The following is a 15309-nucleotide window of genomic DNA, read 5'->3' as shown; positions in this document are numbered from 1 at the left end:
GTTTTAAGGTTTGGGGGGTATTTATCCGATCCAACCATTACCACAATAATCATCTAGAGTGCATACCACACACCTTTTTTATGTCATTAACCAAACGCCGGCACACGCTTAGGAATGGCACTCAAAAATTCATTTCGGGCTTGATTGTCCGTCTCATACACCCCAAGCATACAGGTGGTGCGGGTGGTGGACTGTTGTTTGCCCACGCCACGCATCATCATGCACATATGGCTTGCGTCCATGACGACCGCCACACCACGGCAGTCTGTGAGTTCATGGATGGCTTGGGCGACTTGTTTGGTTAGGTTTTCTTGGATTTGTAGGCGTTTGGCATACATATCAACAATGCGAGCCAGTTTGGATAAGCCAAGCACCTTACCATTTGGCAGATAGCCGATGTGTGCCACACCAAAAAACGGCAAAATATGATGCTCGCATAACGAATAAAATTCAATGTTTTGCACAAGCACCAAATCAGCATTATCACTGGCAAAAATGGCATCATTGGCAACCGTATGCAGGTCTTGATGATAGCCTGCCGTCAAGTCCTTAAAGGCTTTGGCGGCACGCATGGGCGTATCAAGCAGTCCTTCACGGCTTAGGTTTTCGCCACTGGCAGAGATGATATTGGCGTAGTTCTGGGCGGTGGCTTCTACATCAAAAGAAAAGGCGGAAGTGGCGTGGCTGTTGCAATGTTGGCACATGGTATTATCAAATAAAAATAAACGTGATATTATAGCGAAAAAGACCAGATTTGCCAAATGGTTTGTGTGCTTTGCGGTGTCAATGGGTTATAATTTTTGCTTTTTAAAATTACCCTTTTAAATTTACCCTTTTAAAACAACTTAAAACAACCAAATTAAAACAAATGGCGATTTCGTTAAAAGTTTACAATCGTTTCTAAATTTTCCCCATTTGCCAAAATCTGTGGTATAATGCTAACAATTTTAACTAAATGCGTGGAGCGACTGATGTTATTAAAAGGTCAACGATTTGTGGTAACGGGCATTGCCAGTAAGCTGTCGATTGCGTGGGCGATTGCCGAATGCTTGCACCGTGAGGGGGCCCAGCTGATTTTGACTTACCCCAATGACAAAATCAAAAAGCGGGTGGATATGGCGGCCGAGACTTTTGGGGCGGTGGCGGTGTTGCCTTGCGATGTTAGCTCGGATGATGAGATTGCCAAATGCTTTGATGAAGTGGCTCGCATTTGGGGTGACGGGGTGAACGGTGTGGTACATGCCATTGGTTTTGCCCCTGCCGAGCAGTTGGACGGCGACTTTACGGACGCCACGACCCGTGAAGGCTTTGCCATTGCTCATGATGTGTCCAGTTATAGCTTCGTGGCACTTGCCAAAGCCAGTCGTGAACTGCTTGCCAAACGTCAAGGCTCGCTTTTGACTTTGACTTATGAAGGCAGTATTTCTGTGTTGCCAAATTATAACGTCATGGGGCTTGCCAAAGCCAGCCTAGAATCATCGGTGCGTTATCTGGCAAGCTCGCTGGGTAAAGAAGGCATTCGTGTCAATGCCATTAGTGCAGGCCCGATTCGCACCCTTGCCGCCAGTGGCATCAAGTCGTTCCGTAAAATGCTGGACGTTACCGAAAAAGTAACACCCCTTGGGCGTAACATCAATCAAATGGAAGTGGGTAACGCCGCCTTATTCTTACTATCGCCTTGGGCGAGCGGTATTACAGGCGAGATTTTGTTTGTGGACGCAGGGTTTAACACTGTCGGACTAAGCAGTGAGCTTATGGAGCTGGTGGCGGACGATACCGAGTAAGGCACGCCCAAGGTTTGTAAAATTTTGTAACATTTTAACAGCACACAATCAAGCACGTCTTGTGTTGTGTGCTTTTATTTTTGTCCAAAGTTTTGTAAACTAATTGGTTTGTTATCACTCATTTATCGGTCATGCAAAACCAACTTCCCACTTGGGTACTGTGTGGGGCGGTGGTGCTGGCATTTAGTGCTGGCATTTTGAACACAACCGCACTCATGGGGTTTACCCACGTTTCGGCATCACACGTTACGGGCAATATCAGCCTGCTGGCGGTAACGTCCTTTCATCATGACTGGGAAAACCTGTGGCTACTGCTCGTGTCGGTGGGCTCGTTTTGGCTTGGCTCGGTGCTAAGTGGCATGATTATCGGGGGTAGCGAGCTACACATCAAGCGTCATTATGGCTATGCCATGTACTTAGAATTCGTCCTGCTCTGTGGCAGTCTGTGGCTGTATCTGTCGGGCAACGACTACGGGCAAATGCTCATCGCCATGGCGTGCGGACTACAAAACTCTATGGTGGCAACCTATCACGGGGCGGTGGTGCGTACCACGCATTTGACAGGAGTAACGTCCGATTTGGGGGCGACGGTGGGGCATTGGCTTGTGGGGCGAAAGGTCAGCCTTGCCAAAGTGGTGCTACAAAGTGCGTTATGGTGGGGATTTTTTGGCGGCGGCTTTGTGGCGGTGTGGCTATATGTCAAATATGGCTATTGGTCAATGCTCCTACCCATTACCATTATTTTTCTGTCAGCAATGGGTTATGTGCATATGGAAAAATGGTTTCACCGCTCCGAGCGTATGATTAAATTCATGATAATAAAACGCAAAAGAAAAAGATAGGGTGGGGGTTTAAAAATTAATAGGGGAAATTTTAATATTAATTGTAAATTGATCATTAAAATATGATTAATTAAATACTTGTAATTTTAAAAATGTATTTTTTAATGAATATTTGGGCGAATATAATTCGCCCCTACATATCCCAATTTAATAATATTAAATTAAAAGAAATTAAAATCAATGATTTAAAAGAAATTAAGATAATACTTTATAGACAACCCAATATTATGAAATCAGTCATTTTAATATGAGCCCTACCCGCCCACTTTAAAATTTTCCAAATCAGGCAATTCGGGTAATTCTTTTAAATCAGTCAAACCAAATGCGTCTAAAAATGCCTTTGTGGTGTGCAATAAGGCAGGGCGACCCAACACGTCTTTATGTCCCTTCTCCATAATCCAACCCTTATCAAACAGTTGGCGTAAGATATGGCTAGACACGCTCACGCCACGAATATGCTCGATGTCCGAGCGAGTTACAGGCTGTTTATAAGCGATGACACTTAGGGTCTCTAACAGGGCTTGGCTTAGGGTCTCTTGGCGTTCGGGGAACACCTGATGAATAATGCGACTGTACGAGTCCTTGATTTGCAAGCGATAGCCACTGGCGGTCTTGGCAAGGGTCAGCACGCTGTGCGACAAACGCTCTTCTAGCACCGCCAGTGCCACGTCAAATTCATCTTGGCTTATCATTAAATGTTTTTTTAAATCATCTGCCGTCAAAGGCGACTCGCTGGCGTGCAGTAGTACTTCAATATAGCGACTTAACGCTGTGGCAGTGGCGTGGGTGTTTTTGATGTCGTCAGCGATATTGTCGCTGTCGCTGTTGGGTGTAAGCGTGGATAAAGGTTGGTTGTTTTGCATACGATTGCCTAATGATTAATGAAGCCAATATAAAGTCTGCTCGGACAAGTCAAAGCCAGTGTTATTGATGTTAAATAAAGGGTCTTTTTGCTTGCCTTTTTTGGACGTGGGGGCGTCCATGACTTCAAGCTGAAAACTCTGGGCGATGTCCACATTTATCTCGCTTTTTAGCAGGGCGTCATCACCGTCAGCAAAGCCAATCAGCCCCCGTTTTAGAAGTTCAAGCACCGCCACAAAACTCACGACCACGCCCACACGCCCCTGCGTTTCATCGAGCAACTCAGCAAACGTGCCAGAACCTTGTTGGCTTAACATCAGGCTAATCTTGGCGATACGCTCAGGTAGTGGCACAGGGTCGGTCTTGATGTGGTGCATTTGATAATCAGGCTTGATTTGCATAGTAATCAAGCTATTGATAAGTATCTGGGGCGAGTAGCTTGGCAGTTCGGCTTTCATGGCTTCGCTACTAGGCAGGCTCGTAAATGCCAAAAACACATCACGTTCTAGGCGGATTAGGCTATCTAATCGGCGACTGGCTTCTTTGATTTGGGCATATTCTTCTAGCCGTCTGATGAGTCGTGCTTTGGGGCTTAGCTCTTCGCCTGTGATTTGTGGTTGGGGGAGCAAAAGTTCGCTTTTTATGGCGATGAGCGTACTTGCCATAAGCAAATAATCGCCCGCCAATTCAAAATAAGTATCATCAAGCTCTTTGATATAAGTCAAATATTGCTCGGTAATCGGCAAAATGGCGGTTTCGGTCAAATCAAAATTATTCTTTTTGACCAAATACAACAAAAAATCAAGCGGGCCTGCAAATTGTTCAAGCCATATCGCAAATGCTTGGGGCGGAATATATAAATCATCAGGCAAGGATGAAACAGGCGTATCAAAAATACGGATAGGGGTGTCGGGTTGGGTGGTGTCGGTCATTTAATGGGTTTGCCTTAAATGTTTGATGTGTTCTTTTTTATTGATTTTATTATTTTTCAATCTTTTCATGTTTAATAAATGAATTAAACGCTCTATCTCATCTTGGCAAAGTATGGGTTCTTTTATGGATAAAATATAATCCGTAAAATTTGATAAGTAACAAATGTTATCAGGAAAAGAGCTTTTTAATTCACAATTACCAGCAAAAACAATAACAGAATGAAAATAATCATTTGCTAAATTCAAAGTTTTTTCTAAGGCTTTGATGTGTCGGTAATTTTGATGAAGTGGGTTTTGAAAAGGGTGTTTTTTACCATAAACATTTTTTGTCCATTCTTTGTCGTGAGCTTTGCCGTAAATCCAACCTTTGTAATTTTTGGTTTCAATCACGAAAATACCAAATTTTGAAATATAAATGTGGTCAATTTGCGTCATACCCAAATTATCTTCAATCAAAACATCATGAAAGGTATGATAAATATCTTTTGGTAGAGTGCGATTGGATTTTATATTAACCAGTTTCTCGCCAAACCACCCTTTGAAAAAGGGTGATTTTAAAAAGGCAATGAGAAATAAAATTGGCAAAAACCATAAAAGTGGTTTGAGCGAATTTAAGAAAATGGGTAATATGTCCATTATTTTAACTTCACTTATACTTTAATGCTTTAATTTCTTTTTGGTGCTGTTTAATAACCCGTCTGGCAGAATTTTTAATCAATCTATGTACCGCAGGATTTTGACTGTCCAAATCCATAGGGATAATTGGCTCAATTTCCTGTTTTTGAATGTCAGATTTTAAAAATTCTTCAAAAGAAATTCGCATGACTTTTCCTTATTTCAACTTCGCAAGCGGTTTAATCCCAATCGCACGTCTGGTTTTATCCAGTTGTTTTTGGGCGACACGGCGAGCCTTAACCGCCCCCATTTGCAAAATCTCTTCAAGCTCCTTAGGATTTGCCATAAGATGAGCGTATTTTTCACGCATGGGAGCAATCTCACCGTCAATCTTATTGAACAAAATCTCCTTAGCCTCCCCCCAACCAATACCACGTCTATAATGCTCAGCAAGGGCATTTATCTCATCAGGCGTGGCAAAGGCTTTATAAATCTCAAAAATATTACATTCATCAGGATTTTTAGGTTCTTCGGGAGCTTGGGAGTTGGTTACGATTTGCCCGATTGCTTTTTTTAACGCCTTTTGTGGGTCAATGGTGGGGTTGCCGTCCCCAAAGAGCGGAATGGTGTTGCCATAGGATTTGCTCATTTTGCGACCGTCAAGCCCTGTCAGTAGGGGCGTGTTTTCGTCCGTTACGGCAGTGGGGAGCGTGAACAGCTCTTTGTATTTAAAATTAAACGTCCCTGCGATGTCCCGTGCCATTTCAATGTGTTGAATCTGGTCTTTGCCGACAGGGACGTGCGTGGCGTTAAACATCAAAATGTCCGCACTCATCAGCACAGGATAGCTAAACAGCCCCATGCTAATCCCAAAATCAGCGTCCGTGTCTTCTTTGGCAAGGTTTATGTCCACGCTCGCTTTGTAGGCGTGGGCTCGGTTCATGAGACCCTTAGCACAAGAGCAGTTTAATATCCACGCAAGCTCGGGAATCTCGGGAATGTCCGACTGGCGATAAAAGGTAACTTTTTCGGGGTCAAGACCGCAGGCAATCCAAGTGGCGGCAATGGCTTTGGTGGAGCGATGAATCTCATCAGGGTCAAAACATTTGATAATCCCGTGATAATCCGCCAAAAAGAAAAAAGCGTCATCATCGGAATTTTGTACCGCTTGAATGGCAGGACGAATCGCCCCAACATAGTTGCCCAAATGGGGAATGCCTGTGGTGGTAATGCCTGTTAAAATGCGTTTGGTGGTCATGGTTTTTCCATAGGTTTTTAAAAGATGGATTATAGCAGATTTTCAAACATGACAACACAAAAATATTTGATTGTATTATGAAAATGCTCATGTTAAAATTTATAATAATTTTACGGACAATTAAGGAAAAAGCAATGGGGTATCCAATGAATTCTTACGAAGCTTTAGTAGCTATTACTGACAATAAACATAGAAATAACTCCCACTATAGGGAGTTATCGCAACAGTTTAAGTTGTTTGCTGTGGTAGTTCACGACCCTGTTTGCCATATGCAATTTGACCGTTTTATCAATAATTTTTTTGAAAGACTTGATAGGACTACAGGGGAAAATTTTTTATTTTTTACCCTAGCTCAACCATCTGATAACTGGCGAAGACGCACTCGTAATAGATTTTATCACCAACCTTTTGCTGATGCTATTGACCAAAATCAGTCTCAATTGGATATTTATGGATTTTGTCAGTATCTAAATATTAATTATAATGATTTACCCGTTATTCTTTTGGGGAATAATCTGACTTTCAATGGTTTTAGAGTAATAAGAACCAATCATATTCACCTAGAACAGCAATTTGAGAGTATTAGTGATTTTTGCGATAATACTTTTGAATTGTTTAATCAGTTTAATGATGAAAGATATTTACAACTAATCAGAAATATTAATATTGAAAACGATGAGTTTTATGTAAATCAGATTATGTCTATCGCTGATGCTTTGGTGGACTTATATTCATTTAATCTGAATAGCAATCAAGAGATATTCGCTACTGCAAGAGATAAAATTAGAAATAATATCAATTCTTTAAAAGAGAGTATTCGACATCTTGATGAAAACGATGAAGAACGTATAATTATCGAAAATCGCATTAGTCAGTATTTGTTATTTGTCTCTACTAGGTTGGCTAATAATAATGAAAACTGTGATGAACTAGGAATGCACTTTGACACAGAAAGCCAGTTGCTCTATCGTACATTTAATAATATTATGCCTATTATTCAAAGATTTGGCAACGGGATAGATTCTTCTATTGGCATATTACCAATCACAAAAATTTTTGAGATTGAAACAAATCTCTCATGGGTGCAATATGTGCGTGAAACTCTAGGAATTGATATGCCACACTATTTTAATAGACCATTTCTTGGTCATGGCAAATTTTCTTATACTCCCAATCATATTAATAATCCTAGACCTATTGATTTTAATCACAAAAAAGAAGGAAAGTTTATTCCTCCTGCCATTGGTCAAATGGCACTGGTTGCAGAGCATTTATTAAGAAACAACAACTTACCACAAGAATTTAGGAATATGGGGGATTTTAATACATTTTTATCAAATTGGAAGACTCTTGGAAATATTCGCAATAAAGCCATGCACACTCAAAGGCTTGGTATACAGGATTTGGATAGGGTAAGTAGCCTTTTTGCCAATATTCGTCAAAATGGTTTTAATGAAATACTTGCACTAAAACGAAGACTAATGGGTCTTAGTGGTTAAGCAAACCAATGGTGTATTCATGTGGTTTATTTGGCGGTAAAATTACCCATAATAATCCGTTCCGTCCGCCTGCGTTTTAAACCGCCGATGAAACCACATCCATTGGGCGATGTCTTTTTTGATGCTTTGCTCCATGATGTCGTTAATACGCTGGGCGTCCGCCACTTCATCATCGCTAGGGTAATTTTCAATGACAGGCGATAGGCTAATATGATAATGCGGACGTTTGTCTTTGGGGATGTTGTCAGGCGTCTGGCGAATCATATCAAAAGCGATAAAAACAGGCGGATTTTTTTTATTCATACCGGCAAATCGCCTTTGGGCGGTAATGGTTGCAGACGGCACACCAAAAAATGTCGCCATAACCCCATGCTCCAAGCCAAAATCTTGGTCAGGGCTATACCATATCACTTTGCCGTCTTTAATCCGACTAATGAGTTTTTTCATATCACGGCTATTGATTTGTTCGTCAAAAATATGACGGCGACCATTATAAATAAACCATTCCAAAAGTGGGTTGTTTTGTTTGCGGTACATACAATCGGCAGGGAAAAACTGCGTACATAACCGCCCACCCAAATCTAATGTCGTAAAATGCCCACCCAATAATATCACTGCTTTATTTTCTTTTTGGGCAGTAATTAAATGCTGTAAACCTGAAATGCTAAACGTGTGTTTAAAAACATTGGGGCGAAACCATGCATTTAGCGTCTCAAAAATACCAATGCCTTGATTGACAAAAACCTGTTTGGCAATTAATACTTTTTCATCATCTGATTTATCAGGAAAGGCAAGGGTTAGATTCGTGAGCGTATCTTTGACCCGTCTTTTTATTAGTATATACGCCAATTCGCCAATTTTTCTGCCAAGCCAAAACTGGATACGAAGGGGTAAATAAATAAGCGGTAAAAATATCATCAAGGCAAACCAAACCCCCCAATATTTTGGCAATAAAAATTCCCATTGAAAAGGGGCTTTGTCCGCCATGCTTGTTTGTTTGTGCGTGGCGGTCAAATTGGGCATTTTTTTAATGTCAATTTGTGGGTTATTTAATTGTGGGGTTTGGTTGTCGGTGTGGCAATTACCCCCACAGCAGTTTTTATTGCTCATTGTTTTTTGCCTGTATTTATTTTACCAAATTTTCCAATTCGTCCCAACGCTCCAACTTCTCCATTAAAAGCTCGTCAATCTCGCCAAGCCGTTCGCTGTATTGGGTCGCCAATGCCAAATCGCTAACGAATAGCGAACCGTCCGCCAGTTTGTCATTTAGCTCGCTTTGCTCGTTTTCAAGTTCGGTGATTTCATTGGGCAGGCTTTCTAATTCACGTTGCTCTTTATAGGAGAGTTTGCGTTTTTGCTCGGGCTTGGGCGTGTCGGATTTTGGTTTGTCAGTTTTGACTGTTTCTGATTTTTCCGCTTTTTCAACTTTATCCGTTTTGGGCTTGGTTGGTTCACTCCGTGCTTTTTGGGTCAGATAATCTTGATAACCGCCCACATATTCATCAATCACGCCATGACCGTCCTTGTCCGTGCCAAATACCCACGTCTGCGTTACCACGTTGTCCATAAAGGTGCGGTCGTGACTGATGAGTAAAATCGTACCGTCAAATCCTGCAACAAATTCTTCCAAAAGCTCCAAAGTTGCCATGTCAAGGTCGTTGGTCGGCTCATCAAGCACCAAGACGTTGGCAGGTTTTAGCAAATTTTTGGCAAGCAGTACACGGGCTTTTTCGCCCCCTGATAGAGCCTTGACAGGCGTTCTGGCACGGTTTGGCGTGAACAAAAAGTCCTGCAAATACCCCAAAATGTGCGTGCGTCTTCCGCCCACGTCCACATAGTCCGAGCCTTCGGAGACGTTTTCGGCAACGGATTTATCAAAGTCTAATTGGTCTTTTAATTGGTCAAAAAAGGCGATATTTAGGTTTGTACCGAGTTTGACTGTACCGCTTACTTTGGCGGAGTCGTCAAGCCCAAGCACGGTGCGGATTAGGGTCGTTTTGCCCACGCCATTATTGCCGATGATGCCAACTTTATCGCCACGCATGAGCAGGGTTGAGAAGTTTTTGACCAGTATTTTGCCATCATATTCCAGGCTTAAGTCCTTGACTTCACAGACGATTTTTCCTGATTTTTCGGATACGTTTTGGGTGAGTGAGACGCTCCCCACCACATCACGGCGTTGCTTTCGCTCTTCACGAAGTGCCTTTAGTGCACGCACACGCCCTTCATTACGAGTACGCCTTGCCTTAATGCCTTGGCGAATCCAGACTTCTTCTTGGGCAAGTTTTTTGTCAAATTCTTCAAAGGATTTGGCTTCGCTGGCAAGCTCCAATTCTTTTAATTTTTGATAGCGAGCATAGCCCTTGACCCCTTGTGTTACGTCATAAGTGGAGAGTTTTCCCCTATCCAATTCCACAATGCGAGTGGCAAGATTGTCCACAAATTTGCGGTCGTGCGTGATAAACAGCACGGTCAAATTTTGCCCGAGCAGGTAGTTTTCTAGCCAATCAATACTCTCCACGTCCAAATGGTTGGTCGGCTCATCAAGTAACAACACATCAGGCTTAACCACCAACGCCCGAGCGAGCAGGACACGGCGTTTTCGTCCGCCTGATAGGTCGGCAAGGCGATCTGTGGGATTTAACCCCATGTTGTCAAGCAAGGTGCGGGCGTTTCGCTCCAACTCCCAGCCGTGCAGGGCGTCAATCTCATGTTGTACGTCCGTCATACGCTCGCAAGCGGTCATGTCGCCCATCCCACATTTGTCCGATAGGTCGTGGTATTGGCGAAGCAGAGTTGCCACTTTTTCATCGCCATTCATGACAATGTCAAGCAAGGTGCCGTCATCGTTTGGCACGTCTTGGGCAAGCATGGCAACACGCAAGCCGTCTGCGATGATAATCTCACCGTCATCGGGGGCTTGCGTGCCGTCAATAAGCTTAAACAGCGTGGATTTGCCTTCGCCATTTCGTCCGATGAGACACACCCGCTCGCCTGCATCAAGGCTAAAATTAACATGGTCTAAAATGGGGGCGACGCCAAAGGCAAGGGAGATATTTTTTAGATGAATGAGTGCCATAATTTATTTTCAATACGGATTTTCAATGATAAAATGGGGCAATTATAGCAAATTTTACACCTTAAAGGGGAAAATAAAATGACCGCCACCCACGCTGATATTACTGATTTGCAAATCAAAATCGCCTATCTTGAAAATACGGTAGATACGCTAAATGACGTCACCGCCCAGCAAGATAAGACCTTAAAGGACTTACAAGACCAATTAAAGTTCTTGTATAAATTCTTAGAAAGTCGTGATGATGACGGCATTGCTCCGTTTGATTTACTCGCAGACAGACCACCGCATTATTGAGTGGGTAAAATAAAAAACGGTATTTAATTTATAATAATTATTCTTATTTGTAATATTTTATCTATAATTACAAAAATTTCTGATAAAATCGCAAAAAATAGTGATTTTGTGCGATTTTTGCTATTGCATTCGTGTTTATTTTGTTTTAATATGTAGCAATGAAACATTTGTTAAAACGTTTGTTATACGATTGTAAAAACGGTTGTATGGATGTTTTAACCAAATTTCTAGGCGGTATGTGCGACATACGGAAATTTTATGGTAATCATTGGAGTGGTTCTATGTTTAACTACAAACATTTAGCAGTAGCGATTGCATCCATCAGTGCAGTTGGCGTGGCAAACGCGGCAGGTCTTGACCGTTCAGGGCAGGACATCACGGCATTTTTACAAGAAGGCACTTATGGCGAAGTGGTCTACACCTATATTGATGCGGACATCTCGGGTAAGGATACATCTGGCAACTCAATCTCTGACATCGCCGAAGCCTATGACTTTGCTCGCTTTGGTGTGAAAGCGGACATTAATGACACGTTTAGCGTCGGTGTTCTCTATGATGAGCCATGGGGTGCAGCGGTACAGTATGGTGGTAGCAATAACTTTGTTAGTCAAGGAGCGGATACAACGGTTCGTGCTTTAACTGGCGGGCTTGTCCCTAATGTGGCAACTGCCCAAGCAGGCCTTGCTCAAGCACAAGCTGGTATTGCTCAGTTACAAAATGTCATTGCACAAACAGCAGCAGTTGGTGGTGATACTACTGCATTACAAGCACAACTTGCTACCGCTGTCACGACTGCTCGTCGCTTAGGCAGTGCGTTAAATGTCGCATCTACTGCCGAAGAACAAAAAGGCGAAGGTACCAATGTAGAAATTCGCACCCAAAACGCCACATTATTGCTCGGTGCTAAATTGGGCGAAAATAAAAATTTCCAAATCTATGGTGGCCCACAAATGCAACGCTTAACTGGTGAAGTGCATTTGCGTGGCACCGCTTATGGACCGATGACAGGCTATGATGCCAACATCGGGGCGGACATGGGTTATGGCTGGGTCGCTGGTGTTGCTTATCACAAGCCTGAGATTGCCCTAAAAGCTGCCTTGACCTACCGCTCTGAGATTGACCACGAGCGTTCTATTGCCGAAGTGGTGCCTGCCACAACCTATGCAGGCTCTCAAAACTTTAAAGTAACCCTGCCTGAGTCCTGGAACCTAGATTTTCAAACTGGCATCAACCCAACCACGCTCCTAACTGCCAAAGTACGCTATGCACCATGGTCTGACTTTGACGTTCGTCCACCACAGTATGGTAACGTAACCGCCTTAGGAAATAACAACGTGCCATTACCCATCGTGGGTTATGATAAAGACCAATGGTCGGCCGAAGTTGGTTTGGGTAAGAAACTTAATGATAAACTTGCTGTATCAGGCAGTGTCGGCTATGACAGTGGAGCAGGCAATCCTGTTAGTACGCTTGGACCCATCAAAGGTTATTACAGCCTAGGTTTGGGTGCAAAATATAACGTTACCCCAGAATGGTCGGTATCGGTGGGTGGCAAATACCTGAAATTTGGTGATGCTACCGCTCAGTTGCCTAATGGTGTAAAAGTGGGTGAATTTGATGATAATGATGGCTTTATCGCAGGTGTGAAGCTAGCTTATCAGCAAAAATAATCATGGCAAAATGTTTAAAACAAGTCAAAGCAGATGTTTTGGCTTGTTTTTTTATTTTTAAAATAAGTAAAAATCTGCTATCATAAGCCAAATTTTAACTTTATTATCTAATATGAAAATTCTACCCGAAAAACAATTTCTTATCGCTCCGTCCATTTTATCAGCCGATTTTGCTCGCTTGGGCGATGACACAAAAGCCGTGTTAGACGCAGGGGCGGACGTGGTGCATTTTGATGTCATGGACAACCATTATGTACCAAATTTGACCTTCGGGGCGATGGTCTGCCGTGCCTTAAAAGATTATGGCATTACCGCTCCGATTGATGTGCATCTGATGGTAAAGCCTGTCGATAGAATGATTGAAGAATTTATCAAGGCAGGGGCGGACATCATCACGTTCCACCCAGAGGCATCGGAGCATATTGACAGAAGTTTACAGCTTATCAAGGATGGTGGTATCAAGTGCGGACTGGTGTTTAACCCTGCCACGCCCCTACACTACCTAGATTATACCATTGACAAACTTGACCAGATTCTTATCATGAGTGTAAACCCTGGTTTTGGCGGACAAAAGTTCATTGACGGCACGCTTGATAAAGTGCGAGCGATTCGCCGTATGATAGATGAGCGTGGGCTTGACATTCGCTTGGAGATTGACGGCGGTGTCAATCCTGATAATATCCGTGCGATTGCGGATGCGGGCGTGGATATGTTTGTGGCGGGTTCGGCGATTTTTGGTAAAGATGATTATAAGACGGTCATTGACAAAATGCGTGATGAGCTTACCAAATCAGATTTTGCCAAATAAATGTTTTTCTATTTGAAAATATGAATGTAGGGGCGAGCCACATTTGCCCTAATGCCATAAACCAAACCAATTAAATATACCCAAGAAAATTTAAAATTACCACAAATGTAATGATGTTTGGGTGTAGGGGCGTGCTGCGCACGCCTATAAAAAATGATAACATTAAAGGACACGCTCAGCACGTCCCTACAAAGCCTGTGGTAGATATCAAATTCGTTAGGTATAATTATGCAAGAGACTCACCCCATCCCCAAACCCCCAAGCCTTGTCCCCATTGGCGTAACCATTGGGCTTGCTGTTTTTGCCCTTGTACTTGCCTTGGCAGGGTATGGCTTTCGCCTACTGGCAGGGCATGACGTGGGGGCGGTGGTGCGTCATGCGTCTGTGGTGGTGTCGTTTTTTATGATTGTTGTGCCAGCATTATTTGTTGGTGGGGCAAAAATTTTAAACAAATTTAGAGGGGCGAATATCCAAACCCAGAACGCCATCACGCTTGGGTATCTTACATCTGTTGTGACGATTTTAACGATTATGGGGCGGTATAGCTGATGGCAAATTTTAAAATAAGCAACATTTTACCCGACCGCTTTGTGCCAAAGGACATTCCCAAAGGCTTGATTTTGACCCTTATCATCGTCATCATGCTCACAAGTCTGTCCGCTTATCGCTATGGTAATGGCAACAGTATGCAAGGCATACTTCACGTTCTGGAAAATTGGGTGCTATACCTTGTGCTAATCCCAAGCTGTACCGCCCTTGTCAGTCTGCCCATCAAGTACCGAGATGACAGCTTTGATGTGCGTATGGCGTATTATCTGGGGATGTTTGTGGGGCTGTTATTTATGATGGCAAAACTTAGATATTGGCGTTAAAACAGTTGCAATCACTGGCTGTTTTTGGTATACTATCAAGCTAACAATTTGGCAAAAAGCCAATCACAGATGACAGAACACCACCCCAATCGGCGTGGTGTTTTTAGCTATGTATTGATAATTATCAGGAGAGACCATGCAACGCTATCCCATGACCCCACAAGGACACGCCGCCCTAGAAGCAGAATTAAAACAGCTCAAAACCGTGGAGCGTCCACGCATTACCGCCGCCATTGCCGAAGCTCGTGAGCATGGCGACCTAAAAGAAAATGCCGAATACCATGCCGCTCGGGAACAGCAAGGGCTGTCCGAAGCACGTATTCGTGACATCGAAGCAAAACTTGGCGGGGCTCAGGTCATTGACCCAACCACCCTACCCCAAGACGGACGTGTGGTGTTTGGTGTGACCGTGGTCATCGAAGACGTGGATTCGGGTGAGCAAAAACGCTACAAAATCGTGGGCGAAGATGAAGCGGATGTCAAAGTCGGCAAAATCTCGGTCGGCAGTCCCATCGCCAAAGGTTTGATTGGTAAGTCAGAAGGCGATGAAGCCAAAATCCAGACCCCAAGTGGTTTGGCAGAGTATGAGATTGTTGAAGTCTTGTACGAATAATGAGCTTTGCCAGTCGCCGCAGATAACACAAACAACACAACTTACTAAGGTCGTCTTATGAAACACTTGCATTTACTCATGGTTGTGATTACCATTGGGCTATTTTTATATCAAGCAGGGCTGATTTTCGCAGGCGGTCAAGTAACCCCATCACGCACCTTTAAGATATACCAACCGAACCC

Annotated in this window: 17 protein-coding genes; 9 read left to right on the top strand and 8 right to left on the bottom strand. The window is 43.2% G+C overall.

The genetic code is table 11. The features are described 5' to 3' along the window. Positions 1–86 precede the first annotated feature (86 nt). Positions 87–704, bottom strand: a complete 618-nt coding sequence (gene folE, locus B5J93_RS10990) for a GTP cyclohydrolase I FolE (protein WP_079326417.1) — start codon at positions 702–704, stop codon at positions 87–89. 267 nt (positions 705–971) lie between these two features. Here folE and B5J93_RS10985 point away from each other — a divergent pair, with 267 nt between their 5' ends. Both B5J93_RS10985 and B5J93_RS10980 read left to right on the top strand, forming a co-directional pair. After that, positions 972–1784, top strand: a complete 813-nt coding sequence (locus B5J93_RS10985) for an enoyl-ACP reductase FabI (RefSeq protein ID WP_079326416.1) — start codon at positions 972–974, stop codon at positions 1782–1784. A gap of 131 nt (positions 1785–1915) precedes the next feature. Next, positions 1916–2626, top strand: coding sequence for a YoaK family protein (locus tag B5J93_RS10980; RefSeq protein WP_079326415.1), 711 nt, complete (start codon positions 1916–1918; stop codon positions 2624–2626). A 254-nt stretch (positions 2627–2880) separates the two neighbouring features. On the opposite strand, the gene scpB is transcribed toward B5J93_RS10980, so the two are convergent. From scpB to trpS, 5 genes are read right to left on the bottom strand one after another with little or no spacing between them, the layout of a single operon-like run. Continuing rightward, the gene (gene scpB / locus B5J93_RS10975) at positions 2881–3489 is read right to left on the bottom strand and encodes an SMC-Scp complex subunit ScpB (RefSeq protein WP_079326414.1); all 609 of its coding nucleotides are present in this window, start codon (positions 3487–3489) and stop codon (positions 2881–2883) included. A 15-nt stretch (positions 3490–3504) separates the two neighbouring features. Then, complete coding sequence (locus B5J93_RS10970) at positions 3505–4419, bottom strand: segregation and condensation protein A (protein ID WP_079326413.1); 915 nt, start codon at positions 4417–4419, stop codon at positions 3505–3507. Further along, the gene (locus tag B5J93_RS10965; RefSeq protein WP_079326412.1) at positions 4420–5055 is read right to left on the bottom strand and encodes a nuclease-related domain-containing protein; all 636 of its coding nucleotides are present in this window, start codon (positions 5053–5055) and stop codon (positions 4420–4422) included. Between the two features lie 10 nt (positions 5056–5065). Then, positions 5066–5242: a hypothetical protein gene (locus B5J93_RS13595; protein ID WP_158080738.1), complete on the bottom strand. Its 177-nt coding sequence runs from the start codon at positions 5240–5242 to the stop codon at positions 5066–5068. A 9-nt stretch (positions 5243–5251) separates the two neighbouring features. Then, the gene (gene trpS / locus B5J93_RS10960) at positions 5252–6292 is read right to left on the bottom strand and encodes a tryptophan--tRNA ligase (protein WP_079326411.1); all 1041 of its coding nucleotides are present in this window, start codon (positions 6290–6292) and stop codon (positions 5252–5254) included. 89 nt (positions 6293–6381) lie between these two features. Here trpS and B5J93_RS10955 point away from each other — a divergent pair, with 89 nt between their 5' ends. Beyond that, entirely contained in the window at positions 6382–7791 is a 1410-nt protein-coding gene (locus B5J93_RS10955; RefSeq protein WP_115236916.1) for a hypothetical protein, read from the top strand. A 42-nt stretch (positions 7792–7833) separates the two neighbouring features. Here the strand turns inward: B5J93_RS10955 and B5J93_RS10950 are convergent, their stop codons facing one another. Together B5J93_RS10950 and B5J93_RS10945 are read right to left on the bottom strand one after the other, a co-directional pair. Further along, complete coding sequence (locus B5J93_RS10950; RefSeq protein WP_228144931.1) at positions 7834–8814, bottom strand: LpxL/LpxP family acyltransferase; 981 nt, start codon at positions 8812–8814, stop codon at positions 7834–7836. A 103-nt stretch (positions 8815–8917) separates the two neighbouring features. Then, on the bottom strand, positions 8918–10870 hold the full coding sequence (locus B5J93_RS10945) for an ATP-binding cassette domain-containing protein (protein WP_079326408.1): 1953 nt from the start codon (positions 10868–10870) through the stop codon (positions 8918–8920). A 78-nt stretch (positions 10871–10948) separates the two neighbouring features. Between B5J93_RS10945 and B5J93_RS10940 the strand changes: the two genes are divergently transcribed. From B5J93_RS10940 to greA, 6 genes are all read left to right on the top strand, one after another. Continuing rightward, positions 10949–11164, top strand: coding sequence for a SlyX family protein (locus tag B5J93_RS10940; protein WP_079326407.1), 216 nt, complete (start codon positions 10949–10951; stop codon positions 11162–11164). A 281-nt stretch (positions 11165–11445) separates the two neighbouring features. Continuing rightward, positions 11446–12834: an OmpP1/FadL family transporter gene (locus B5J93_RS10935; RefSeq protein WP_079326406.1), complete on the top strand. Its 1389-nt coding sequence runs from the start codon at positions 11446–11448 to the stop codon at positions 12832–12834. A 112-nt stretch (positions 12835–12946) separates the two neighbouring features. Beyond that, entirely contained in the window at positions 12947–13642 is a 696-nt protein-coding gene (gene rpe, locus B5J93_RS10930) for a ribulose-phosphate 3-epimerase (RefSeq protein ID WP_079326405.1), read from the top strand. Positions 13643–13870: 228 nt separating this feature from the next. Further along, positions 13871–14191: a hypothetical protein gene (locus B5J93_RS10925; RefSeq protein WP_079326404.1), complete on the top strand. Its 321-nt coding sequence runs from the start codon at positions 13871–13873 to the stop codon at positions 14189–14191. Continuing rightward, entirely contained in the window at positions 14191–14514 is a 324-nt protein-coding gene (locus B5J93_RS10920; protein ID WP_079326403.1) for a hypothetical protein, read from the top strand. The genes B5J93_RS10925 and B5J93_RS10920 overlap by 1 nt, the downstream gene beginning before the upstream one ends. A 136-nt stretch (positions 14515–14650) precedes the next feature. Continuing rightward, entirely contained in the window at positions 14651–15127 is a 477-nt protein-coding gene (greA, locus tag B5J93_RS10915; RefSeq protein ID WP_029102452.1) for a transcription elongation factor GreA, read from the top strand. Positions 15128–15309: the final 182 nt, after the last annotated feature.

Source organism: Moraxella equi (assembly GCF_002027555.1).
Lineage (GTDB): Bacteria > Pseudomonadota > Gammaproteobacteria > Pseudomonadales > Moraxellaceae > Moraxella > Moraxella equi.
The sequence above is the reverse complement of the archived record's forward strand: the minus strand, read 5'-3'. Positions and strand labels throughout refer to the sequence as shown.